The sequence below is a fragment of the Streptomyces sp. NPDC037290 genome (assembly GCF_055603245.1).
The window spans coordinates 123,541-147,416 of the sequence record NZ_JBVJVZ010000009.1; the positions used below are offsets into that span (position 1 = coordinate 123,541).

Annotated in this window: 22 protein-coding genes and 1 pseudogene; 1 reads left to right on the forward strand and 22 read right to left on the reverse strand. The window is 69.4% G+C overall.

The window, feature by feature from the left end:
• Positions 1 to 10 precede the first annotated feature (10 nt).
• The 16 genes from ACZ7HQ_RS28535 to ACZ7HQ_RS28610 all read right to left on the reverse strand — a co-directional run bounded on the left by ACZ7HQ_RS28535 (position 11) and on the right by ACZ7HQ_RS28610 (position 16,470).
• Positions 11 to 1,486: a cytochrome P450 gene (locus ACZ7HQ_RS28535; RefSeq protein WP_470995643.1), complete on the reverse strand. Its 1,476-nt coding sequence runs from the start codon at positions 1,484 to 1,486 to the stop codon at positions 11 to 13.
• Positions 1,487 to 1,533: 47 nt separating this feature from the next.
• Positions 1,534 to 2,154 carry a GTP-binding protein gene (locus tag ACZ7HQ_RS28540; RefSeq protein ID WP_470995646.1) on the reverse strand — a complete coding sequence of 207 codons (621 nt, stop codon included), beginning with the start codon at positions 2,152 to 2,154 and terminating at the stop codon, positions 1,534 to 1,536.
• Positions 2,135 to 2,551 carry a DUF742 domain-containing protein gene (locus tag ACZ7HQ_RS28545; protein ID WP_470995648.1) on the reverse strand — a complete coding sequence of 139 codons (417 nt, stop codon included), beginning with the start codon at positions 2,549 to 2,551 and terminating at the stop codon, positions 2,135 to 2,137. The genes ACZ7HQ_RS28540 and ACZ7HQ_RS28545 overlap by 20 nt, the downstream gene beginning before the upstream one ends.
• Positions 2,548 to 2,952 carry a roadblock/LC7 domain-containing protein gene (locus ACZ7HQ_RS28550; protein ID WP_470995651.1) on the reverse strand — a complete coding sequence of 135 codons (405 nt, stop codon included), beginning with the start codon at positions 2,950 to 2,952 and terminating at the stop codon, positions 2,548 to 2,550. Before ACZ7HQ_RS28550 ends, ACZ7HQ_RS28545 begins: the two co-directional genes overlap by 4 nt.
• On the reverse strand, positions 2,949 to 4,622 hold the full coding sequence (locus ACZ7HQ_RS28555) for an ATP-binding protein (RefSeq protein ID WP_470995654.1): 1,674 nt from the start codon (positions 4,620 to 4,622) through the stop codon (positions 2,949 to 2,951). The genes ACZ7HQ_RS28550 and ACZ7HQ_RS28555 overlap by 4 nt, the downstream gene beginning before the upstream one ends.
• Positions 4,623 to 4,959: 337 nt before the next feature.
• Complete coding sequence (locus ACZ7HQ_RS28560; protein ID WP_470995657.1) at positions 4,960 to 7,812, reverse strand: DEAD/DEAH box helicase; 2,853 nt, start codon at positions 7,810 to 7,812, stop codon at positions 4,960 to 4,962.
• A 99-nt stretch (positions 7,813 to 7,911) separates the two neighbouring features.
• Positions 7,912 to 8,862, reverse strand: coding sequence for a twin-arginine translocase subunit TatC (tatC, locus tag ACZ7HQ_RS28565; RefSeq protein WP_470995660.1), 951 nt, complete (start codon positions 8,860 to 8,862; stop codon positions 7,912 to 7,914).
• A gap of 47 nt (positions 8,863 to 8,909) precedes the next feature.
• A complete protein-coding gene (tatA, locus tag ACZ7HQ_RS28570; RefSeq protein WP_470995663.1) occupies positions 8,910 to 9,188 on the reverse strand; it encodes a Sec-independent protein translocase subunit TatA in 279 nt (92 codons plus the stop codon).
• Positions 9,189 to 9,445: 257 nt separating this feature from the next.
• Positions 9,446 to 9,640 carry a hypothetical protein gene (locus tag ACZ7HQ_RS28575; protein ID WP_470995666.1) on the reverse strand — a complete coding sequence of 65 codons (195 nt, stop codon included), beginning with the start codon at positions 9,638 to 9,640 and terminating at the stop codon, positions 9,446 to 9,448.
• A gap of 10 nt (positions 9,641 to 9,650) precedes the next feature.
• Positions 9,651 to 9,911, reverse strand: a complete 261-nt coding sequence (locus tag ACZ7HQ_RS28580; RefSeq protein ID WP_470996171.1) for a hypothetical protein — start codon at positions 9,909 to 9,911, stop codon at positions 9,651 to 9,653.
• A gap of 136 nt (positions 9,912 to 10,047) precedes the next feature.
• Positions 10,048 to 11,052 carry a helix-turn-helix transcriptional regulator gene (locus ACZ7HQ_RS28585; RefSeq protein WP_470995669.1) on the reverse strand — a complete coding sequence of 335 codons (1,005 nt, stop codon included), beginning with the start codon at positions 11,050 to 11,052 and terminating at the stop codon, positions 10,048 to 10,050.
• A 16-nt stretch (positions 11,053 to 11,068) separates the two neighbouring features.
• Positions 11,069 to 12,046, reverse strand: coding sequence for a helix-turn-helix transcriptional regulator (locus tag ACZ7HQ_RS28590; protein WP_470995672.1), 978 nt, complete (start codon positions 12,044 to 12,046; stop codon positions 11,069 to 11,071).
• 182 nt (positions 12,047 to 12,228) lie between these two features.
• Positions 12,229 to 12,600, reverse strand: coding sequence for an FKBP-type peptidyl-prolyl cis-trans isomerase (locus ACZ7HQ_RS28595; RefSeq protein ID WP_470995675.1), 372 nt, complete (start codon positions 12,598 to 12,600; stop codon positions 12,229 to 12,231).
• A gap of 92 nt (positions 12,601 to 12,692) precedes the next feature.
• Complete coding sequence (locus tag ACZ7HQ_RS28600; RefSeq protein WP_470995678.1) at positions 12,693 to 13,697, reverse strand: FKBP-type peptidyl-prolyl cis-trans isomerase; 1,005 nt, start codon at positions 13,695 to 13,697, stop codon at positions 12,693 to 12,695.
• Positions 13,698 to 13,839: 142 nt separating this feature from the next.
• Complete coding sequence (gene pafA / locus ACZ7HQ_RS28605; protein WP_351206618.1) at positions 13,840 to 15,201, reverse strand: Pup--protein ligase; 1,362 nt, start codon at positions 15,199 to 15,201, stop codon at positions 13,840 to 13,842.
• Between the two features lie 9 nt (positions 15,202 to 15,210).
• Positions 15,211 to 16,470, reverse strand: coding sequence for an MFS transporter (locus tag ACZ7HQ_RS28610; protein ID WP_470995681.1), 1,260 nt, complete (start codon positions 16,468 to 16,470; stop codon positions 15,211 to 15,213).
• A 95-nt stretch (positions 16,471 to 16,565) separates the two neighbouring features.
• On the opposite strand from ACZ7HQ_RS28610, the gene ACZ7HQ_RS28615 reads away from it, so the two are divergent.
• Positions 16,566 to 17,582, forward strand: a complete 1,017-nt coding sequence (locus ACZ7HQ_RS28615; protein WP_470995683.1) for a LacI family DNA-binding transcriptional regulator — start codon at positions 16,566 to 16,568, stop codon at positions 17,580 to 17,582.
• Between the two features lie 85 nt (positions 17,583 to 17,667).
• Here ACZ7HQ_RS28615 and prcA read toward each other — a convergent pair whose 3' ends face one another.
• The 6 genes and pseudogenes from prcA to arc form a co-directional block, all read right to left on the reverse strand.
• Positions 17,668 to 18,420 (reverse strand): proteasome subunit alpha, encoded by a 753-nt coding sequence (gene prcA, locus ACZ7HQ_RS28620; protein ID WP_470995686.1) that lies wholly within the window; start codon positions 18,418 to 18,420, stop codon positions 17,668 to 17,670.
• A gap of 62 nt (positions 18,421 to 18,482) precedes the next feature.
• Positions 18,483 to 19,328 (reverse strand): proteasome subunit beta, encoded by an 846-nt coding sequence (gene prcB, locus ACZ7HQ_RS28625; protein ID WP_470995690.1) that lies wholly within the window; start codon positions 19,326 to 19,328, stop codon positions 18,483 to 18,485.
• A pseudogene (locus ACZ7HQ_RS28630) lies at positions 19,280 to 19,883 on the reverse strand (endonuclease VII domain-containing protein). The gene prcB and the pseudogene ACZ7HQ_RS28630 overlap by 49 nt, the downstream one beginning before the upstream one ends.
• A gap of 49 nt (positions 19,884 to 19,932) precedes the next feature.
• Complete coding sequence (locus tag ACZ7HQ_RS28635) at positions 19,933 to 20,151, reverse strand: ubiquitin-like protein Pup (RefSeq protein ID WP_020939002.1); 219 nt, start codon at positions 20,149 to 20,151, stop codon at positions 19,933 to 19,935.
• Between the two features lie 184 nt (positions 20,152 to 20,335).
• Entirely contained in the window at positions 20,336 to 21,847 is a 1,512-nt protein-coding gene (gene dop / locus ACZ7HQ_RS28640) for a depupylase/deamidase Dop (protein ID WP_470995693.1), read from the reverse strand.
• Positions 21,848 to 22,081: 234 nt separating this feature from the next.
• The gene (gene arc, locus ACZ7HQ_RS28645; RefSeq protein ID WP_470995696.1) at positions 22,082 to 23,848 is read right to left on the reverse strand and encodes a proteasome ATPase; all 1,767 of its coding nucleotides are present in this window, start codon (positions 23,846 to 23,848) and stop codon (positions 22,082 to 22,084) included.
• Positions 23,849 to 23,876: the final 28 nt, after the last annotated feature.

Below are 23,876 nucleotides of genomic sequence, written 5' to 3' on the forward strand. Positions count from 1 at the left end.
GAGCGGTTCGTCACTCGCCCCGCCACCAGTGCAGCAGCCGCCGCCAGAGGCCACGCGGCCGGGCCGGTTCCGGTGCCGGCTGGTAGGGCTGGGGCACGGCGGGCGCCGGCTCGGCGGCCGGGGCCCGCTGGGCGGTGCGCGGCGGCCCGTCCTGCCGGGTGGAGAACTGCGACGGGACGGCCAGGGGCCGGGGCGGGCCGTCGACGTCCTGCTGCGGCTTCGGCTCGAAGCGCACGGGCAGCGACACCAGGTGCCGGGAGGCGATGGACGAACGCCAGCGCAACTCCTCCTCCGCACAGTCGAGCTGGATGTCGGGCAGCCGCATCAGCAGCGCGTCGACGCCGACGTCGGCGATGGCACGGCCGATGTCCTGACCGGGGCACTCGTGCGGTCCGCCGCCGAACGCGAGGTGGGAGCGGTTGCCCTGCATGCTCGCGGACAGGTCCGGGCGGATGCGCGGGTCGAGGTTGCCCGGCGCGGGCGCGAAGAGCAGGCCGTCGCCCTTGCGGATGCGCTGTCCGCCCAGCTCGGTGTCCTGCTTGGCGTAGTAGCCGAGGACGGTGCTGAACGGCGGCTCGTCCCACAGGGACTGCTCGATCGCCTCCGGCACGGTCATCTGGCCGCCGCTGAGCTGGGCGCGGAAGCCCGGCTCGGTGAGGACCATGCGCAGCGCGTTGGCGAGGAGGTTCGCGGTGGCCTCGTAGGCCGCGAAGAGGACGAGCCGCAGGTGCTCGCGGACCTCGTCGTCGCTGAGTCCGGCCGGGTGGGTGACGAGATGGCTGGTGAAGTCGTCCTCGGGCCGGGCGCGGCGCCGGGTGGTGAGCCGGCTGAGCGCGTCCATGACGTAGGCGTGGCTCTGGATGGCGGTCTCGGTGCCCTTCAGGGCGTCCCGCGCGGCCTGCACCATCCGGTCGTTGTACTCCTCGGCCATGCCGAGGATCTCGCACATGACGGCCATCGGCAGATGCTCGGCGAACTGGGAGACCAGGTCGGCCCGGCCGCGTTCGCAGAAGCTGTTGACCAGGCCCTGGGTGTAGCGGCCGATGTGGCGGCGCATGCTGCGGTGGTCGATGGTCCCCATGGCCGCGGTGACCGCCGCGCGCAGCCGCTGGTGCTCGTCGCCCTCGGCGTGCGAGCAGATCGGCTGCCAGGCGATGTGCGGCATGAGCGGGTGGTCGGGCTTGACCATGCCGTCGGCCAGCGGGCTCCAGATCCGGCTGTCACGGGTGTAGAGGGAGGGACTGCGCACCAGGTGCAGGTTCTCGGCGTGTCCGAGGACCACCCACATGGGGACGTCGTCGTGGAGCAGTACGGGCGCCACGGAGCCGTACTGCTCCCGCAGCCGCTCGTAGAGGTCGCCCAGGTCCTGCGCGTCGGGGCCGTAGAGCCGCCGCAGGCCGCCGGGACCGAGGCCGTGCGCGGGGCAGCCCGGCGGCGGGAGGGGGGTGGGGTCGGTGTCGGTCAGGGAGGTGGGTTCAGACGTCACGGTGTCGCTCCGGAACGGAAAGGGTGTGGGGGTCGGTCGGCTGCGGGTCAGGTGAGGGCGCCGGTCAGGGCGATCGAGTGCAGGAAGCGCGTCAGGGTCATCAGGACGTCCTTGCTGGAGGCCCGGCGGCGTACGTCGCACTCGATGATCGGGATCTCCGGGGTCAGGTCGAGCGCGGTGCGCAGTTCCTCGATCGGGTAGCGGGGCGCGTCGGGGAAGGTGTTGACGGCGACGACGAAGGGCACGCCGCGTTCCTCCAGCCGGCCCATGACGTCGAAGCTGACCTCCAGACGACGGGTGTCGACGAGGACCACCGCGCCGAGGGCGCCCTCGAACAGGCCGTTCCACAGGAACCAGAAGCGCTCCTGGCCGGGGGTGCCGAAGAGGTAGAGCACCAGCTTGTCGGTGATGCTGATGCGGCCGAAGTCCATGGCCACGGTGGTGGCGGTCTTGGATTCGGAGCCGTAGTTGTCGTCCACGCCGATACCGGCCTGGGTCATGGTCTCTTCGGTGGTCAGCGGTCTGATGTCGCTGACGGAGCCGACCATGGTGGTCTTGCCGACACCGAAGCCGCCCACGATCACGATCTTCACCGCGGCCTGGGCCGTGTGCGGCAGATGGTCCTCGGTGCGTGGGCCGGGGATGGTGTCAGAGCCGTTGAAGTCCATGCATCACCGCTTCGAGGAGTGAACGGTCGGGTACGGCCCGACGGACGACCGGGGCGCGCACCTGCACCAGTTCGGCCGTGATCAGCTCGGTGATCAGGACGGTCATCGCGCTGAACGGCAGGTTCAGGTAGGCCGACAGCTCGGCCACGGACAGGGGGTTGGCACAGAGCCGCAGGACGGCGGCCTGCTCCGGGGAGGCGGCCGGCTGGGGCGCGTCGCGCGCCACGATCAAGGTCACCAGGTCGAGTTCGGCGCGTGCGCCGTCCTCGGATCCGGCGACGGTGTACAGCCGCTCGGGGTTCTTGGGCTCGGCCTCGCCGTCCTCCGGTGGGGGTGCGGGCGGCTTGGGAGGCGGTGGGGGCTTCGGCTCACGCCGTTTGCGTCGTGGAGGAGTCATACGGTCTGCCCGTTCCGCCGGGGCGGACTGGTGAGGTGGGCGCCGATCCGTACGACGAGGTCGCGCATCATGCCGCTCATCCGGCCCGGTTCGCAGGTCACGTCGGCGAGTACGGCGAGGTAGGCGTTGTCGCCGGCGTTCATCAGGTAGAAGTAGCCGCCCTCGATCTCGAAGACGACGACCTTCATGTCACCGGCGCCGGGGAGCTCCTTGATGATGGCGCCGGCGAGGCTCTGCACGCCCGCGCAGGCGGCGGCCACCCGGTCGGCGGCGTCGGGGTCGCCGCCGTAGCGGGCGATGCGCAGTCCGTCTGCGGAGAGGACCACGATCATCTCGATGCCCGGCACGCCGTCATTGAGCTGCTTGAGCATCCAGTCGATGTTGCCTCGCTGCTGGATCACGTGAGGTCCCTCTCGTCGTCGGCCTCGGGGGCGCCCTCGACGGGCTCGTCCGCGTAGTCGTGGAGTAGGTGTACGTACTTTTCCGGGTGCCGCGTGAAGTCGGTCAGTTCGGGCCCGGTGGCGTCCTCGGGCATGCCCTTGCGCAGGCCGTTCCAGAAGTCCTCGATGCCCTGGCCGATCGGCCGCTCCCTGAGCTTCTTGATCTCGGGGTCCAGCTCGGGCTCGCGCTTCGGTTCGGACCTGGTCTGCGACCAGATGGTGGGCCTGCCCTCGCGCTCGGCCCGCTCGACCTCCGCCGCTTCGGCGAGGCGCTGGCTCAGCGGGGTCTTCATCCGGCTGCGGCGCTGTGGCAGTCCGCCCGCCGTCCACTCGGTGACCTCGGGTACGTCGTCCTCCATGGTGATCCCGGCGGGGATCTTCGGGCTGGTGGGACGGCGCCTCTTCGGCGGGCGCTTGGGACCCTCCACGGCGCCGAGCGCGGGCACGGGCGCGCCGGTGGCGCCGATGCCGTGGGCGGCCCCGACACCGGGTTCGGTGGTGGTCATGACGCGCGGCACGATGAGGATCGCGCGGACGCCGCCGTAGGCGGAGGCGCGCAGCGAGACCTCCATGTCGAAGAACTTGCACAGCCGGCCGACGACGGCGAGGCCCAGACGCGGGTTCTCGCCCAGGTTGTGGGCGTCGTCGCCGTTCTTGGCGTCCTCGATCATCTGCTCGATGCGGGCGCGGGACTCCTCGCTGAGGCTGACACCCGCGTCCTCGATCTCGATGGCGATGCCGGCCTGCACCTCGGCGGCGGTGACGTGCACCTTGGTCGAGGGCGGCGAGTAGCGGGTGGCGTTGTCGAGGAGTTCGGCGGCGGCGTGGATGACCGGCTCGACCGCGGTGCCCTTGATGTTGATGTTGACGATCGAGTTCAGCTCGATACGGCGGTACTCGAGGATGCGCGACATGGCGCCGCGCAGGGTGCTGTAGAGGGAGACCGGCAGGGGCCACTGGCGGCCGGGGCGGCCGCCGCCGAGGACGGCGATGGTGTCGGCGAGGCGGCCGATCAGCGAGGTGCCGTGGTCGATGCGCAGCAGGTCGTCGAAGACCTCGGGATTGCGGCCGTGGTCCTCCTCCATCTCCCGCAGTTCGTTGGACTGCTGGTGGACGATGGCCTGGACACGGCGGGCGATGCTCACGAAGGAGCGCTCGGTGGCGTCGCGCATGTTGATCTCGTGGTCGGCGCCGCGCAGCGCGACACGGAACATCTCGCGGTAGATCTCGGGCAGGACGCGCAGTTCGGGGTCCGCGTCGTAGGCCTGGACCAGCACGTCGCGCAGCGGCAGTCCGGCGCGCAGCAGCTGCAGGCCGTACGGGATGACGTCGGTGGCGAAGCGCGCGATCAGCTGGTCATGGGCGGCGAGCCGGTGCTCCAGATACGCGGTGTGACGGGCGTACTCGGCCTGATGCTCGCGCAGCCTGCGCCCTCGGCGGGCGGCCTCCGCGCCCGTGGCGAGGACCAGCAGCAGGGCCAGTGCCCCGAGCACGCCGACGGCGATCCGGGCCGAGGCGGGCGCCAGGGCGACGGCGGCGCCGGTCGCGGCGGCCATCAATATGGCGGGCGGCAACAGCACGCGCGCATAGGGACGTTCACGGCCGCCGGGAGGCTTCTGAACACTCACCATGGATGCCTTCTGAGACGAATCGGCTGGGTGTCGGGGGAGCTTTTGGGGGGAAGGTTCATGGAACTGTCGGGATCTGTCGCACGTTTGGGAACAAGCGCACGAATTGCCTCAACTCGGTGCGCCGCGGGCGAGCTTAGTCCGACCGGATCATCGCCGTGTCATATTCGGCAAGCACCTGAAATCACCCCGACAGCAGGAGTACTCTCGGCTTATTTACACGCTGGGCTGCCATTCGAACACGTTCGGTCACGATGTACGGGCATACGAAAGTGACTCACCGTAATAAGTGAAAGGGGGGGCCGAAAACGGCCCCCCTCCGGCACCCGGCAGGTGCAGGTCACCCCACCGACGAGTAGGCGACCACACCCCGCAGCAACTGGTCCACGGCCTTGCGCGCGGCCTTGGCCACGGTCGAGCCCTCCGCGGGAGCCGCCGCGGAGATCTGGCCCAGCACGTCGATGACCTGCTTGCACCACCGCACGAAGTCCCCCGCGGGCATGTCCGCCTCGCGCAGCACCTCGTCGAGCGCCGTGCCGGAGGCCCACATGTAGGCGGCCCAGGCGAAGCCGAGATCCGGTTCCCGCTGTCCGACGCCCTCGGTCTGGTTGATCCGGAAATCCTCCTCCAGGCCGTCGAGCCGGCCCCAGATCCGGACCATCTCACCGAGCGCGGCCTTCGCCTTGCCCGAGGGCAGCTTGGGTGCCATCGCGTCGTCGCCGACGCGTGCCTCGTACACCAACGCCGATACGCACGCGGCGAGTTCGGCCGGGCTGAGTCCCTCCCAGACCCGCTCGCGCAGGCACTCGCTGGCCAGCAGGTCGAGTTCGCCGTAGAGCCGGGCGAGGCGCTTGCCGTGCTCGGTGACCTCGTCGGCGCGCAGATAGTCCAGCTCGGTCAGCAGGGCCACGATCCGGTCGAAGGTGCGCGCGATGGTGTTCGTACGGCCCTCGATGCGGCGCTCCAGCTGCGAGGTGTCCCTGAGCAGCCGGTGGTAGCGCTCGGCCCAACGGGCGTGGTCCTCACGGTCGTCGCAACCGTGGCAGGGGTGCGCCCGGATCGCGGTCCGCAGCCGGGCGATCTCGCGGTCGTCGGCGGCCTGCGAGCGCTTCTTGCGGGCCCGCTCCGGAGGGATGTGCCCGGCTTTGGTGCGCAGCGCGGAGGCGAGGTCGCGGCGGGACTGCGGCGAGCGCGGGTTGAAGGACTTCGGGATCCGCATCCGGTCCAGCGGTTCGACCGGCACCGGGAAGTCCATCGACGCCAGCCGCTTGACCTGCCGCTCGGCGGTCAGCACCAGCGGGCGCGGGCCGTCGTGGTGGTCGAAGCCGCGGTGGCCGTTGGAACGGCCGGCGGGCAGACCGGGATCGAGTACCAGCGCCAGACCGGCGTACTTGCCGGTGGGCACGTGGATGACGTCGCCCGGCTTGAGCTTCTCCAGGGCGACGGCGGCCTCGGCGCGCCGCTGGTTCGCGCCCTGCCGGGCCAGTTCGGTCTCCCGGTCCTTCAGCTCGCGGCGCAGCCGCGCGTACTCCTCGAAGTCGCCGAGGTGGCACGTCATGGAGGCCTTGTAGCCGGACAGGCCCTCCTCGTTGCGCTGGACCTGGCGGGAGATCCCGACGACCGACTTGTCGGCCTGGAACTGCGCGAAGGAGGTCTCCAGCAGCTCCCGCGAGCGGTGCCGGCCGAACTGCTCGACCAGGTTGACCGCCATGTTGTACGACGGCTTGAAGCTGGAGCGCAGCGGGTACGTGCGGGTGCCCGCGAGACCGGCGAGGTGCTCGGGGCTCATCCCGCGCTGCCACAGCACGACGGCGTGGCCCTCGATGTCGATGCCCCGGCGTCCCGCACGGCCCGTCAACTGGGTGTACTCGCCCGGCGTGATGTCGGCGTGCTGCTCGCCGTTCCACTTGACGAGCTTCTCCAACACCACCGAGCGGGCGGGCATGTTGATGCCGAGGGCGAGGGTCTCGGTCGCGAACACCGCCTTGACCAGGCCGCGTACGAACAGTTCCTCGACGACCTCCTTGAAGGTCGGCAGCATGCCCGCGTGGTGGGCGGCGATGCCCCGCTCCAGGCCCTCCAGCCATTCGTAGTAGCCGAGGACGTGCAGGTCCTCGGTCGCGATGTGGGCCGTGCGCTCCTCGACGAGGGCGCGGACCCGGTCCCGCGCCTCCTCGTCGTTGAGCCTCAGGCCCGCGTACAGGCACTGCTGGACGGCGGCCTCGCAGGCGGCGCGGCTGAAGATGAAGGTGATGGCCGGCAGCAGGCCCTCGGAGTCCAGGCGCTCGATGACCTCGGGCCGGCCCGGAGTCCACACCCGCGAACGCTGTCTGCGCTCGCGCTCCCGGTCGGCCTCGCGCATCGCCCGGCCGCGCCTGCGGTCCTGGTACGACGGTCTCGTCGCCTCCATCCGGGCCAGGCGGGTGAGGTCGGGGTTGACGGCCTTCTTGTGGCCCTCGCCCTCCTCGAACAGGTCGTACATCCTCCGCCCCGCGAGCACGTGCTGGAACAGCGGCACGGGCCGGTGCTCGGAGACGATCACCTCGGTGTCGCCGCGGACGGTGTCGAGCCAGTCACCGAACTCCTCGGCGTTGGACACGGTCGCCGACAGCGACACCAGGGTCACCGACTCGGGCAGGTGGATGATCACCTCTTCCCAGACGGCGCCGCGGAAGCGGTCGGAGAGGTAGTGCACCTCGTCCATGACCACGTAGCCGAGGCCGAGGAGGGTCTGAGAGCCGGCATAGAGCATGTTCCGCAGGACCTCGGTGGTCATCACGACCACCGGAGCCTCGGAGTTCACGCTGTTGTCGCCGGTCAGCAGGCCGACCTTCTGGGTGCCGTAGCGGCGGCACAGGTCGGCGTACTTCTGGTTGGACAGCGCCTTGATGGGTGTCGTGTAGAAACACTTCTTGCCCTGTTCGAGGGCGAGGTGGACGGCGAACTCGCCCACGATCGTCTTGCCCGAGCCGGTGGGGGCGGCCACCAGTACGCCCTTCCCCGCCTCGAGTGCCTGGCAGGCCTCGATCTGGAAGGGGTCGAGGCCGAAGTCGTACATCTCGCGGAAGGACGCGAGCGCGGTGGCCTGCTCGGCTGCCCGCCTGCGGGCTGCCGCGTACCGCTCGGCCGGTGAGAGGTCCTCTGTCATCGTGCTTTCGAGCGTACCGGGCCCCACTGACAACAGGACGATCATTATCCGGAACGTGGGCTGATCGACCAGGACGGACCGGCACACGCCGATGCCCCCGCCCAGCCGGGCGGGGGCATCGTGTGCGCTGGGGACGAGACCGGCTCAGGTCACGTCGTCGTAGCCGTTGACCCGGTCCGGGCTCGCCTGCTCGGGCAGGGCCCGGCTCGCGGGGACGGGCTCGATATCGCCGATGTCCTCGGGGGTGAGGTCAAGCTCGGAGGCCTCGTCGTCGTCGGGACCCTCCGCCTCGCGGCGGCGCTTGCGCTTGTCGTTCGCCAGCGAGAACAGCACCGCGCCGAAGTACAGCACCCAGATCGGCCCGGCGAGGGCCAGCATGGACAGCGGGTCGGTGCTCGGCGTGGCCACGGCCGCGAAGACCGTGATGCCGAGGATCATCCCGCGCCACCAGCCGAGCATGCGCTGGCCGCTCAGTACCCCGGTGAGATTGAGCATGATCAGCAGCAGCGGCAGCTCGAAGGAGAGACCGAAGACGATCACCATGCGCGTGACCAGCTGGAGCAGGTCGTCCAGTGGCAGCAGGTTCTTGATGTTGCCGTTCGGCGTGAAGTCGATCAGCACCTTCGCGGTGGTCGGCAGCACCTTGTACGCGAAGAAGGCGCCCGCGAAGAACAGCGGGGCGCCGGTGAAGACGAAGGCGTAGGCGTACTTCTTCTCGTGCCGGTGCAGGCCCGGCGCGACGAACGCCCACAGCTGGTAGAGCCAGATCGGCGACGCGGTCACGACGCCCGCCATCAGCGAGACCTGCAGGGCCAGCGTGAACGGGGCGAGGAGCCCGTTGATGGTGATCTCCGCACACTGGTGCTTGCCCGAGGACTTCGCCAGTTGTTCGAAGGTCTCTGCGCAACCGACCGAGTCGAGGATCGGCTTGGTCAGGAAGTTGATGATGTCGTTGTAGAAGAAGGCGGCGACGATCGTCACGACGACGATGGCCAGCAGCGCCTTGGCGAGCCGGTTGCGGAGCTCACGAAGGTGATCCGCAAGAGGCATCCGCCCCTCGGGATCCTTCTCCTTCTTGCGGGCAGACTTGAGCAACCCACGTCCTCATCTCGTGCGGCGGGCCGGGAACTTCCGGGCCCGCGTCAGCGCTGGGTGGTGTCCGTCGGCTCGTTGACCGGGCGCGAGCTGGTCACGTCGCCGGGGGCCGCCTGGATGGTGCGCTGGGCCGGAGGCTGCTCGTTGGAGGCGGGCGCCTGGGCGGAGGCGTTGGACTCCTCCTTCATCGCCTTGGCCTCGCTCTTGAGGATCCGCGCGGACTTGCCGAGCGAGCGGGCCATGTCCGGAAGCTTCTTCGCGCCGAACAGCAGGACGATGACGACGAGGATGAGAATGATCTCGGGGGCTCCGAGCCTTCCGAACATAAGTCTTTACCTTCTCACCGAGGCGGCTGGGGTGGGATGCTGTCCGACCAGTCGGACATGTGTCCGATGGTCGTGCTGCCAGCGATCGTAACGCTCAGGGGTAAACGTGAGGCAATCCCCGTGCGTACTCCCGGTCCACGGTGCGGGCCTCGTTCTCCACACCGCGACAAGCAGCGTACCTGGCGCAATGGTCGGCGTGACAGGGCGAAGTGCCACAAAGCGCGTGCGTCGCGGGGCTCACAGGCGTCCGCCTGCTCTCACCGGGCGTCCACGGCCCCGGCCGCGCTGACGGCCGCCCGCTCCAGGTCCTCCGCCGCCCTGTTGATCCGGCGCGCCGAGTCCGTGACCTGCTGGCCGAGGCGCCGCGCCTGCACAAAGACCCGGACGGCGAGCACCCCCAGCACTGCGAGACCCAGGAAACCCAGCGCTACCGCGAACATCGGCCAGAACATGACGTCGAGCCTAGACGGTGGAGTGCAGCCGGAGCGTGCTGACCCCGCCGCCGGTGAGCAGCGCGACGATGCGTTCCCCGGCGGGCTTGCGAACGGCGGCGCCGCAGTCGGGGCAGGTGAAGGAGTAGAACGTCGTCCGGCTGGTGGCGCCGATGGCGAGGCGCAGCGCGCTCGCGGCGAGCTCGAAGCGGCCCCGGCAGTCCGGGCAGCCCGCCTTGAACACCACGGGGGCCACTCTTCTCATCCCGGCGAAGGCGGCCGCCACCGTCATCTCACCCGCACGCTCGCTCACAGGCCTCGCTCCCTCTCCTGTCGTTCGCCAAGGCGCCGCTGGAAGTGCCACACGGTCTGCCGTCCCGCGTCTCACGGCGCAGCCGGACGCAGCCCCGCGCCCCCTGGGCACGGCCTCACTGCCCGGAGCCGGCCGGCTGCGCCACGTCATACGCCGCCAGGGCCTCCCGGGCCGCCCTGCGGGCGCTGTCGGCCAGCTCCGGCGGGGAGACGATCCGGCCGTCGCGGCCGAGCCGCAGCGCCAGCCGGCGCAGAGAGGCCGGATCGGGGGTGCGCAGAGTGATACGCAGCCCGCCCTCGGGAAGCTCATCGGCGCTGTCGTGGGGGTAGTACTCGGCCACCCAGCGACCGCCCGGGCCGACCTCCACGACGACCTCAGGGTCCTCGGCGGCCGGCTGCACCAGGGCCTCGGAGAGGTCCCGCAGCTCTATCTCGGGCGGTGCGGACGGCTCGTCCAGGATCCTGATCTCCGCGACCCGGTCGAGCCGGAAGGTACGCCGGGCCTCGGAGCGGCGGCACCAGGCCTCCACATAGGTGTGACCGACGCTGACCAGGCGGATGGGATCGATCTCCCGCTCGGTGACCTCGTCACGGGCCGGGGAGTAGTAGCGGATCCACAGCCGGCGGCGCTCGGAGATCGCCCGGTCCACGTCGGCGAAGACGCCGCCCTCGGACTCGAAGGTCACCGACAGCCGCGCGCTGGCGCCGGCGGCCTCACCCGCGGCGGCCTCCACCTTGGCGGTGGCCCGCAGCAGTGCCTGCCGGTCGCCCTCGCGCAGGCCCGGCAGGGTCGCCACCGCGCGGGCGGCCACCAGCAGGGCCGTGGCCTCGTCGGCGGCGAGCCGCAGCGGCTCGGCCGCCTCCTCGCCGAGCGCGGCCGGATTGTGCCACCAGATGCGCTCGCCGTCGGTGTCGATGTCCAGCAGATCGCCGCCGCGGAAGCTGGTGCCGCACATCGGCAGCAGATCGAGGTCGGCGACCAGCTCGTCCTCGGTGATGCCGAAGGCGCGCGCCACGTCCGCGATCCGCGCGCCGGGACGCTCCCTGAGATAGGTCACCAGGGAGAGCATCCGCCGGGTCTGGTCGATGGCGTTCACGGGCCTGACCGGTTTTCCTGCCACAGTCCTGCTCCCCCTCTCAGCCCTTGGCCACGGCACGCAGCCGGTCCACCACGTCCGCGCGCAGCTCGGCCGGCTCCAGGACCACCACGTCCGGCCCGAACTCCACCAGCCAGGCGTCCAGGCCGTGCCCATACGGAATCTCCAACTCGTCCCAGCCGTCGCCGAGTTCCCGGACCTGGGTGGCCTTCGCCCGAAGGGGGTAACCGGCTCCGGAGCGCAGCCGGATCAGGGCCGTACCGTCGGCGATCTCGCCCGCCCAGCTCGCCACGGTCTCGCGCACCGTGACGACGTCGGGCACCGGAGCGGTGAAGCCCGTACCGCGCGAGCGCACCCGGCCGGTGATCCGGGACAGCCGGAAGACCCGCTCGGCGCCCCGGTCCCGGTCGAATCCGGCCAGGTACCAGTGGCCGCGCCAGCACTCCAGCGCCCACGGCTCCACATGCCGGGGTTCGGGGTGGACGGCGGAGGCCTTGCGGTAGTCGAAGACGACCGGGCGGCGGTCCCGGCAGGCCAGCATCAGGGGCTCGAAGGCGGCCTCGTGCACCGGGATCCGGGGTTCCAGCGCACCGTGCGCCTCATAGGGGTCGACGTCCTCGGGGAGTCCCGCGGCGCGCAGCTTCTGCAGGGCTCCGCTGGCGGCACCGGCGAGCCGGGCCTGCTGCCACACCTTCGCGGCCAGGCCGAGCGCCGCGGCCTCCTCGGCGTCCAGGGTGATGGGCGGCAGGCGGTTGCTGTCGCGGCGCGCGAGATAGCCGGTCTCGCCGTCCAGGTTCTCGACGGTCTCGATGACCAGGCCCAGCTCGCGCAGGTCGTCCTTGTCCCGCTCGAACATCCGGTTGAAGGAGTCGTCGGAGCCGGCCGCGCCCCGTTCGGGCCTGGCGGCCTCCACGTAGGCCTCGATGGAATCGCGCAGCTCGCGCTTGCTGAGCGGCCGCCGTGTGCCGAGCAGACACAGCGCGAGGTTCATCAGCCGCTCAGCCTTGGCAATGGCCATCGACGCCCTTCGCCTTTCCTCTGGTGCTTACGAGCGATGACCGTACCGCTCCGCAGTGCGGTGGCAAAGCCGAGGGCCCATGCCCGAGCAGGCATGGGCCCCAGGTGATCGGATCCGGTCGGACCCGGCCGGTCCGTGAGAGGTGGACCAGGCCGGCCCGATCCGGTGCGGACCGGCCGGGATCAGACGCCGAGCAGGTCCACCACGAAGATCAGCGTCTCGCCCGGCTTGATCGCCGGGGTCGGGCTCTGGTCGCCGTAGGCGAGGTGGGCGGGGATGGTCAGCTGGCGGCGGCCGCCGACCTTCATGCCCTGCACACCCCGGTCCCAGCCGGCGATGACACGGCCGGCACCCAGCGGGAAGCGGAACGGGGCGCCCCGGTTCCAGCTGGCGTCGAACTCCTCGCCGGTGCTGAAGGAGACACCCACATAGTGGACGGTGACGGTCTGGCCCGCCTGCGCCACCGGCCCGTCGCCCTCCCAGATGTCCTTGATCTCGAGGTCCGCCGGGGGCTGGCCGCCCGGGAAGTCGATCTCGGGCTTCTCGATGCTCACGTCAAAAGCTCCTGCTTGTGTACGACACGAAACGCGGACAGTCTTTCATCTCCGCAGGCCCGCCGCCCGCCGCCCGCCACGGACACCGCCCGCTACATCGCCGCGAGGATGTCCACCGTGAACACCAGCGTCGCACCCTTCTTGACCACACCACCGCTCGGCGGGGTGTTGCCGTAGCCCAGCTCCGGCGGCACCACGACCAGCACCCGGCTGCCGACCTTCTTCCCGGTCAGCCCCTGCGCCAGACCCTTGACCGCCTGCTGCATCTGCTCCAGCGAGAACTCGGCGAGCCGGCCCGAACCGTACGTCCGCTGGAACGTCTTGCCGCCGTCCCACACCAGCCCCTGGAACTGGCACAGCACCGCCTGGTCCGCCCTCAGCTCCGGGCCGTCACCCTCCAGGACATAGGTCGAGACCAGCTTCTTCGGCGGGGCCGTCTTCGGAACGGTCACGGTGGGCACGTTGCCGTCCGTGTTGGTGGCCACCTTGGGCAGCGCGGCGTCGCTCTGCGCGACCGGCTTGCCCTTGACCGAACTCTTCGAGTTGAACGAATCGATCACATCGATGACGAACACCAGCGTGTCCGTGCCCTTGATGCCCGCCCGCGAGTCACCCGACTTGCCGTAGCCCCAGGTGGGCGGCACCGCGATCGCGACACGGCTGCCGACCTTCCTGCCCGCCAGCGCATACCGCCAGCCGTCGATGACGCTGCCCTGGGCCAACTGCAGCACCAGCGGCCGCTTCTTGTCGTAGGAGTTGTCGAAGACCTTGCCGGTGTCCCAGATCTGACCCAGGTAGTTCGCCTGGACGAAGTCGTTCTCCGCGATCGTACGACCACTGCCCGCGATCAGCGTCTTCACCGCCAGGTTCTTCGACGGCTCACCCGCCCCCTTGGCCACGGTCGGCTTCTCACCGAACTTCGTGCCCGCCGTGATCGCCGGCAGCGGCCCCTCCACGATCTTCGGCGGAGGCGGCGCGGACACCGACGGCGACGGCGAGGCACTCGGCTTGCTGGAGGCGGACTTGCCGTCACCACAACCGGCGACAGTGACCAGTCCTGCGGGTACGGCGGCAAGGAGGAGGGAGCGTCGGCGCACGGAAGAGCCTCGTAATCGGTCGATCCTGTGATGGCGTGCGCGCAACTCTACGGCGTGAGAAGGGCGCCGTACGGGAAACGTACGACGCCCGTGTGGCGTTCCGGCACTTCACACCCGAAACGCTTGACTCACCCGCTTTCCCCTACATTCCGGCGATCAGCTTCTCCACCCGGTCGTCCACAGAACGGAACGGGTCCTTGCACAACACCGTGCGCTGCGCCTGGTCGTTGAGCTTCAGATGCACCCAGTCGACCGTGAAGTCCCTGCGCTGTTCCTGTGCCCGCCGGATGAAGTCACCGCGCAGCCGCGCACGAGTGGTCTGCGGCGGAACCGACTTGCCCTCGAAGATCTTCAAGTCGTTGCAGACCCGGGCCGCCTGACCCTTCTTCTCCAGCAGGTAGTACAGGCCACGACGGCGGTGGATGTCGTGGTAGGCGAGGTCTATCTGCGCGACCCGCGGATGCGACATGGTCATGTTGTTCTTGGCCCGGTACCGCTCGATGAGCTTGTACTTCATCACCCAGTCGATCTCGGTGGCGATCCGGTCGAGTTCCTCCGCCTCGATCGCGTCCAGCGTGCGGCCCCACAGCTCCAGCACCTGCGCGACCGTGCCCGTGCGGATACCGCGACGGTCGCAGAAGTCCACGGCCTTGTCGAAGTACTCGCGCTGCACTTCCAGGGCCGACGCCTCCCGCCCGCTGGCGAGACGCACCTTGCGGCGGCCGGTGATGTCATGGCTGACCTCACGGATCGCCCGGATCGGGTTCTCCAGGGTCAGGTCACGCATCACCGTGCCGGCCTCGATCATGCGCAGCACCAGGTCCGTGGCACCGACCTTGAGCAGCATCGTCGTCTCGGACATGTTCGAGTCACCGACGATGACGTGCAGCCGGCGGTAACGCTCCGCGTCCGCGTGCGGCTCGTCACGGGTGTTGATGATGGGCCTCGAGCGGGTCGTCGCCGACGACACACCCTCCCAGATGTGCTCCGCGCGCTGGCTGACGCAGTACACCGCGCCACGCGGCGTCTGCAGCACCTTCCCCGCCCCGCACAGCAGCTGCCGCGTCACCAGGAAGGGGATGAGGATGTCCGCGAGCCGGGAGAACTCCCCGTGCCGGGCCACCAGATAGTTCTCGTGGCAGCCGTAGGAGTTGCCCGCCGAGTCGGTGTTGTTCTTGAACAGGTAGACGTCGCCCGCGATTCCCTCCTCGTGCAGGCGTCGCTCCGCGTCCACCAGGAGTCCCTCGAGAATGCGCTCGCCGGCCTTGTCGTGGGTGACCAGTTCGATCACGTTGTCACATTCGGGTGTCGCGTATTCCGGATGTGAGCCCACGTCGAGATAGAGCCGGGCGCCGTTTCGCAGAAAGACATTGCTGCTGCGGCCCCATGACACGACACGGCGGAAGAGGTACCGCGCCACCTCGTCAGGAGACAGGCGCCGCTGTCCCCTGAACGTGCACGTGACGCCGTACTCGTTCTCCAGCCCGAAAATGCGGCGGTCCATGACTGAACATTACGCCCGATCCCCTGAGCTGAAACGGGGTTCGACAGCACGATTTGGATCATTTTCCGATGAAGACGCAACGACCCCGCCCCGCGCGGGAGCTGCGAGGACCCGCCCGGTGGCGAGCAGCACCAGCAGCGACACCGCCCCCGCCGCACCCGGAACCGCGAAACCCCACACCGTGCCACCGGCCTGGACCACGGGCCCCGCCACCCCCGTCCCCACCGAGGCACCCACCGTGAACGTCGTCACAAGCCAGGAGAAAGCCTCGGTGACCGTCCCGCTCGGCGCATGCCGGTCCACGATGATGAACGCACAGGCGATACACGGCGCCAGGAACACCCCCGAGACCACCGCCAGCAACACCATCGCCACCGCACCCGGCGTCATCGTCAACGGCAGATAACACACCGCCAGAAGCGCCACCAGCACCCGCAGTCGCCGCTCGGGCACCCCGGCCCACCGACGAGCCCCGTACACCGTGCCACCGGCCAGCGCACCCAGACCGAGCCCCGCCATCATCCAGCCGTAGACCGCGTCCCCACCGTGACCGTCCGCGTACGACACCGACGCGACCGTGATCGAACCCAGCGCGATGCCGATGAACAGGAACGCACCGAGCAGCACCAGCAGACCCGGCGAACGCAGGGCACCCAGCCAGTGCGCCTCACGCGGAGCCGACCGCCACGCGCGCGAAGGCGGCGACACCACCACCGACAGGGCCCCCAGCACCCCGAGCAGATTGAGCACCAGCAGGGCGGCACGCTCGTCCCACACGGACACGCACAACGTGACCAGCAGCGGCCCGACGGTGAACATGACCTCCTGCGCGATCGCGTCCATCGCGTACGCCGTGTGCACCTGCTCCTCGCGGCGCAGCACCGACGGCCACAGCGCCCGCAGCCCCCCTTCCAGCGGCGGAGTGAACAGACCGGCCGCCGCCACCGCGGCGTACGCGAGCGGCAGCGGATCGGTGCCGGAAAACGCGAAGAGCGTCATCGAAGCCGCCGCGAGAACGGCCGCGGGCAACTGCACCCGCGGCTGGCCGTACAGGTCGACCAGCCGCCCCAGCACCGGCTGGCCGACGGCGTTGGCCACGCCGTACACGGCCGCGAGAGCACCCGCGAGGCTGTACGTGCCACCCTCGGCCCGGACGAAGAGCACCAGGGCAATCGCGGCGGTCGCGTTGGGCAGCCGGCCCACCAGCGTGCCGGTGAGCAGCCGCAGCGCGTACCGCGCCCGGAGTATCTCCAGATATCCCGTGGCCATGTGCGGCCCTCCAGCCTCAGGTTTTACGTATAACGTCCCTCCTCATACGTACCATGTGCGCTGTTCGGACGTCCAGACGAAGGGTCAGCCCCACAGTGGCACGCAGCAGCACGCGCCCGACCAGCCGGGACGTCGCCCAGGCAGCCGGGGTCTCCCAGGCCGCGGTCTCCCTCGTCCTCGGCGACAAATGGCGCGGCCGCGTCTCCGCGACCACCGCCGAACGCGTCCGCGAAGCCGCACGCGACCTCGGCTACCGGCCCAACCTCGCCGCCCGCAACCTCCGCCTCGGCCACACCCGGACCGTCCTGCTCGTTGTCCCCGCCCTCACCACGGAGTTCTTCGCCGGCGTCTACACCGGCGCCGCACGCGTCGCCGCCGAAAACGGCTTCGGCGTCGTCCTCTACCCCTCTCCCGAAGGCATCGGCCCCGCCCGCGACCCCTTCGCCTCCGCACAGGCCGCCCTCGACGGCGTCATCGCCTCCTCCATGGCCGCCGACGCCCTCACCGCCATCCGCGGCGACCAGCTCCCCCTCGTCATGCTCGACAGCGACCCCACAGGCAACCTCGGCGCCGCCACCGTCAACCTCGACATCACCGACGGCATCCGCCAGGTCGCCCGACACCTGCTCGGCCTCGGCCACCGCCACATCCTGCACCTGGCCGCCGACGTCCCCTCCTGGACCTTCGAGATCCGCGCACGCGAACTGGCGCAGTGCATGGCCGCCACACCGGGCACACAGATGCGTACGGCCCGGGCCCCGATCTCCATCGAAGGCGCCCTGGCCGCCACCGAGACCGCACTCACCGCCCCGGGACTCCGGCCCACCGCCATCGTCTGCGACGACGACAAACTCGCCGCCGGCGCCTACAAGGCCCTGCGCCGCCTCGGCCTGCGCGTACCCGACGACGTGTCCGTCACCGGCGTCGACGACCTCGGCCTCGCCACCGCCATCGACCCCGAACTGACGACGGTACGACTCGACGCCGAGCTCTTCGGCGAACGCGGCATGCGAGCCCTCCTCGCCGTCCTGGACGACCGGGAACCCGAAAGCGGGGACATCCCGGTCCACCTCGTCGTCCGCGGCTCCACGGCCCCACCACGCGCCACCTAGACAGGCCCTGGGCCACCCCGCCGGAACGCCGTGCGCCCCGGCCGGAACAACGGCCGGGGCACACACGACAGGCAGGCGAGACGCGTCACTCCTCCTCGGAGCTGTCCTCCTCGGCACTCTCCGCCCCAGTCCCCGCACCGTCCGCCGCCAGCAGACGCGACAACTGACGGCCCACGATGCGCCTGAACTTCCGCTTCTGCGGACGCGTACGATCCAGCACCGCGACCTCCAGACGCTCCGCGGGAATCTCCCGCTCGCTGCCGTTCGTGTCACGGGACAACGCCTGCACCGCCAGCTTCAGCGCCTCCGCGAGGCTCATACCGTCACGGTGACGCTGATCCAGGAAGCTGCTGATCTGCTCCGCGTTACCGCCCACCGCGACCGAACCGTGCTCGTCCACGATCGAACCGTCATGCGGCAGCCGATAGATCTGGTCACCCTCCGGTGTCTCCCCCACCTCCGCCACGACCAGCTCCACCTCGTACGGCTTCTCGGCCGCCGAGGAGAAGATCGTGCCGAGCGTCTGGGCGTAGACGTTGGCGAGACCACGCGCCGTCACGTCGTCCCGGTCGTAGGTGTAGCCACGCAGATCGGCATAGCGCACACCGCCGATCCGCAGGTTCTCGTACTCGTTGTACTTACCGGCGGCCGCGAAACCGATCCGGTCGTAGATCTCGCTGAACTTGTGCAGCGCCCGGGACGGGTTCTCACCGACGAACACGATGCCGTCGGCATACTGCATGACCACCAGACTGCGGCCACGGGCGATGCCCTTCCGGGCGTACTCCGCCCGGTCGGCCATGGCCTGCTGAGGTGAGACATAGAACGGCGTCGACACCGGTTATCCGTCCCTTTCTGTCATGGTCACTGGATCACCTTGATAAGAACCGGGGCCCGCGCTCAGAGCAGGGCGGCCTTGGGGCCGTCGGGCTCCTCCAGGCGCCGCTGCAGCACCGCCCGCGCAAGCTCGGAGGACTCGTCCTCCGTGAGCCGACGGAAACCGTCCTCGGTGATCACGGTGATGATCGGGTAGATCCGGCGGGCGACATCGGGACCACCGGTCGCCGAGTCGTCGTCAGCCGCGTCATAGAGGGCCTGCACCACCAGGGTGGTCGCCTGCTCCTCGGTCAGGTCGCCACGGAACAGCTTCTTCATCGCACCACGCGCGAAGATCGAGCCGGAACCCGTCGCCGCGAAGTTGTGCTCCTCGCTGCGGCCACCCGTGACGTCGTAGGAGAAGATGCGGCCCCTCTCGCGGTCGACGTCATAGCCGGCGAAGAGCGGCACCACGGCCAGCCCCTGCATGGCCATGCCCAGGTTCGACCGGATCATGGTCGACAGCCGGTTCGCCTTGCCCTCCAGCGACAGCTGCGCACCCTCGACCTTCTCGAAGTGCTCCAGCTCCAGCTGGAAGAGCTTCACCATCTCCACGGCGAGACCGGCGGTGCCGGCGATACCGACGGCGGAGTACTCGTCCGCCGGGAACACCTTCTCGATGTCCCGCTGAGCGATGACGTTGCCCATCGTGGCCCGGCGGTCACCGGCGAGCACCACGCCGCCGGGGAAGGTCACGGCGACGATGGTCGTGCCGTGCGGCGCCTCGATCACCCCCTGTGTGGGCGGCAGCTGCCGGTTGCCGGGCAGCAGCTCGGGCTGGTGCTCGGACAGGAAGTCCATGAAGGAGGAGGACCCAGGCGTCAGGAAGGCAGCTGGTAGACGCCCGGTGCCACGAGTATTGGCTTCCACGAGTTTCCTTCCAGATAGGCAGCGGCCCGGCGCACGGCGTCCGGGTTGTCACCCAACTTGCCGATGGCCGAGTTGCAGTTGAAGCACAGTACGCCTCGGACCCTACCCGTCTTGTGGCAGTGATCCACATGCACGGGCGGGGCTTGCAGGCAGATCGCGCACAGGCCCCGCTGAGAAGCGATCATCGCGTCACGCTCGGCTTCGGTGAGGCCGTAGTTGCGTTTCAGGTGATGCGCTCCCCCTCGGCTGCGCGGCACGCCTTGCAGCGCGTTGCGAGCCCGTCCGAGCGGTCGAGTTCCGGTGCCATTCGCTGTGCGGCTTGACCTCGCCGCACATCCGGCACAGCTTGTGCCCGACCGGGACATCGACCTTCTCCCGGACCGGCTTCCCGACGGCCTCCCGGCGGCGCCGGTAGTGCGCGGCGCTGTACTCCGCCACGCAATCCCGGCAGTACACCTGGAGGCCGTCACGTCGATTCCTGTCGCGCGCGAAGGCGGCAATAGGCAGCTCCCGCCCGCATTTCCCGCACTCCTTCGCGTTCGGTTCTTCTGCCACCCGACTCCCCCGCCACCTTCACTTCGAAGGCAGTGCGACCGATTTTCCTTTACTCCCCACCTTTTTGCACGAAGGACCTCACGAAATCCTCGGCGTTCTCCTCGAGTACGTCATCGATTTCGTCCAGGACCGAGTCCACGTCGTCCGACAACTTCTCGTGCCGTTCCTTGAGGTCCTCCGAAGCCTGCGCGTCCTGCGCCTGCTCCTCGACCTCTTCGGTGGACCGCGTCGCCTTCTGCTGGCCGCCGCCGGTGTCCTTGGTCGCCATAACCCTCACCCCGCTCAGTTCGCCTGCCGATCGGTGATGATCAGACCCTACAAGCCGGGTCCGACATCGGCCCCGCAGTTTCCACAACGTGCGGGGGCCACCTCGATGATTCCCGGGCGGGAGGATTTCCACCCTGCCCGCCCGGGGCGGTACGAGTACCCGCTGATCCCGCCGTTGATCGCGCTCAGCCGCCCGACAGGACCCTGACCAGGTCTTCCGCCGTGCGGCAGCGGTCCAACAGCTCCTTGACGTGATTTCGCGTTCCGCGTAGCGGTTCCAGGGTTGGGACGCGCTGGAGCGAGTCCCGGCCGGGGAGGTCGAAGATGACCGAGTCCCAGCTCGCCGCCGCCACGTCGTCGGCGTACTGCTCCAGGCAGCGGCCGCGGAAGTACGCGCGTGTGTCCTCCGGCGGCTTCGTGCGGGCCCTGTCGACCTCGGACTCGCCCAGCAGGCGCTTGATGCGGCCGCGGGCCGCGAGGCGGTTGTAGAGGCCTTTCTCGGCGCGTACGTCGGCGTACTGGAGGTCGACGAGGTGGAGGCGGGCGGCGTCCCAGTCGAGGCTGTCGCGGCGCCGGTAGCCCTCCATCAGTTCGCGTTTGGCGACCCAGTCCAGTTCGCCGGCGAGGCTCATGGGGTCGTTCTCCAGCCTGCCGAGGGTGTCCTCCCAGCGGGAGAGGACGTCCTTGGTCTGGTCGTCGGCGTCCGCCCCGTAGCGTTCCTCGACGTACTTCCGTGCCAGTTCGTAGTACTCCATCTGGAGCTGGACGGCGGTGAGCGTGCGGCCGCTGCGGAGGGTGACGAGGCGCTTGAGTGAGGGGTCGTGGGAGACCTGGTGCAGGGTCCGCACGGGCTGGTCGACCGCCAGGTCCACCGCGATGAAGCCGTCCTCGATCATGGACAGCACCAGGGCAGTGGTGCCGAGCTTGAGGTACGTCGAGATCTCCGAGAGGTTCGCGTCGCCGATGATCACGTGGAGGCGGCGGTACTTCTCGGCGTCGGCGTGGGGTTCGTCCCGGGTGTTGATGATGGGGCGTTTGAGCGTGGTCTCCAGGCCGACCTCGACTTCGAAGTAGTCGGCGCGCTGGCTGAGCTGGAAGCCGTGTTCGTGGCCGTCCTGGCCGATGCCGACGCGGCCGGCGCCGGCGAAGACCTGGCGGGAGACGAAGAAGGGGGTGAGGTGCCGCACGATGTCCGAGAAGGGGGTTTCCCGCTTCATCAGGTAGTTCTCGTGCGTGCCGTAGCTGGCGCCCTTGTTGTCGGTGTTGTTCTTGTAGAGGTGGATGGGCTGGGCGCCGGGGAGCTGGGCGGCTCGTTCGGCGGCTTCGGCCATGATCCGTTCGCCGGCCTTGTCCCAGAGGACGGCGTCGCGGGGGTTGGTGACTTCGGGGGCGCTGTATTCGGGGTGGGCGTGGTCGACGTAGAGCCGTGCGCCGTTGGTGAGGATCACGTTGGCGAGGCCGATGTCCTCGTCGGTGAGCTGGCTGGCGTCGGCGGCCTCCCGGGCGAGGTCGAAGCCTCGCGCGTCCCGTAGCGGGTTCTCCTCCTCGAAGTCCCAGCGGGCCCGGCGGGCCCGGTGCATCGCCGCCGCGTAGGCGTTGACGATCTGGGATGAGGTGAGCATGGCATTGGCGTTGGGGTGGCCGGGGACGGAGATGCCGTACTCCGTCTCGATGCCCATTACTCGCCGTACGGTCATGCGGCCCTCCTTGCCCGGCGGCACCCTCGGTCGTGGGCGCCGCTCACGTACCGCTGGCGCTCCGGTGCGTGTGCGGTGCCCGTCCCCGCACTGCGCGACTCGGCGGTAGGAACGAGCCTAGAACGCCTTTGCGCTGGTGGGGAGATCATTTGCGTCATTGCCTGCTCCGGTCGTGGCCTGAAAAACGCAAGGGCTGCGGGTACCCGGTGAGGGCACCCGCAGCCGCCCTGCTCGTTACAGGTACTGACCGGTGTTCGCCACCGTGTCGATGGAGCGTCCGGTGTCCGCGCCCTGCTTTCCTGTGATGAGGGTACGGATGTAGACGATCCGTTCGCCCTTCTTTCCGGAGATGCGGGCCCAGTCGTCGGGGTTGGTGGTGTTGGGCAGGTCTTCGTTCTCCTTGAACTCGTCCACGCAGGCCTGGAGGAGGTGGGAGACGCGGAGGCCCTTCTGGCTCTTTTCGAGGAAGTCCTTGATCGCCATCTTCTTGGCGCGTCCGACGATGTTCTCGATCATGGCGCCGGAGTTGAAGTCCTTGAAGTAGAGGACTTCCTTGTCGCCGTTGGCGTAGGTGACTTCCAGGAAGCGGTTCTCCTCGGATTCGGCGTACATCTGTTCGACGGCCGTCTGGATCATGCTCTGGACGGTGGTGGCCTTGTCGCCGCCGTGTTCGCCGAGGTCGTCGGCGTGCAGCGGGAGGCGTTCGGTGAGGTACTTGCCGAAGATGTCCTTGGCGGCCTCGGCGTCGGGACGCTCGATCTTGATCTTCACGTCGAGCCGGCCGGGGCGCAGGATGGCGGGGTCGATCATGTCCTCGCGGTTGGAGGCGCCGATGACGACCACGTTCTGCAGGCCTTCGACGCCGTCGATCTCGGCGAGCAGCTGCGGGACGATGGTGTTCTCCACGTCGGAGCTGACGCCGGAGCCGCGGGTGCGGAAGAGGGACTCCATCTCGTCGAAGAAGACGATGACGGGGGTGCCCTCGCTGGCCTTCTCACGGGCACGCTGGAAGACGAGGCGGATCTGCCGCTCGGTCTCGCCGACGTACTTGTTGAGGAGCTCGGGGCCCTTGATGTTGAGGAAGAAGCTCTTGCCGGCGGCCTGGCCGGTCACCTCGGCGACCTTCTTGGCGAGTGAGTTCGCGACGGCCTTGGCGATGAGTGTCTTTCCGCAGCCGGGGGGGCCGTAGAGCAGGACGCCCTTGGGCGGGCGCAGCTCGTGCTCTCTGAACAGGTCGGGGTAGAGGTAGGGCAGCTCGACCGCGTCGCGGATGGCTTCGATCTGGTTGCCGAGGCCGCCGATCTGCTCGTAACCGATGTCGGGGACCTCTTCGAGGACGAGTTCTTCGACCTCGCTCTTGGGGACGACCTCGTAGACGTAGCCGGAGCGGGGTTCGAGCAGCAGGGCGTCGCCGGGGCGGATGGTGACGTCCAGCAGCGGCTCGGCGAGCCGTACCACCCGTTCCTCGTCGGTGTGCCCCAGTACGAGGGCGCGTTCGCCGTCCTCGAGGATTTCCTTGAGGGTGACGATGTCGCCGACGCTCTCGAACTCCATGGCCTCGACCACGTTGAGCGCTTCGTTGAGCATGACTTCCTGGCCGCGCCGCAGGTCGTCGAGGTCGACGCTGGGGCTGACGTTCACCCGCAGTTTGCGGCCGCCGGTGAAGATGTCGGCGGTGCCGTCCTCGTTGGCCTGCAGGAAGCAGCCGAAGCCGGCCGGCGGCTGGGCGAGCCGGTCGACCTCTTCCTTGAGGGCCACGATCTGGTCGCGGGCCTCGCGGAGGGTGTTGGCCAGCCGTTCGTTCTGGGCGGACACGCCGGCCAGGTTGGTCTGCAGCTCGACGATCCGCTCTTCGAGAATCCTCGTGTGTCGCGGAGAGTCGGCGAGCTTGCGTCGCAGGACGGCGATCTCCTGCTCAAGGTAAGCGATCTGCCCGGCCGGGTCGTCGGACCCTCGTCCCGGGCGGATGCCGCGGTTCATGTCGTCGTCGTGGGCTGCCACGGTCCTCACCTCCTCCAAGGGGAGCTGG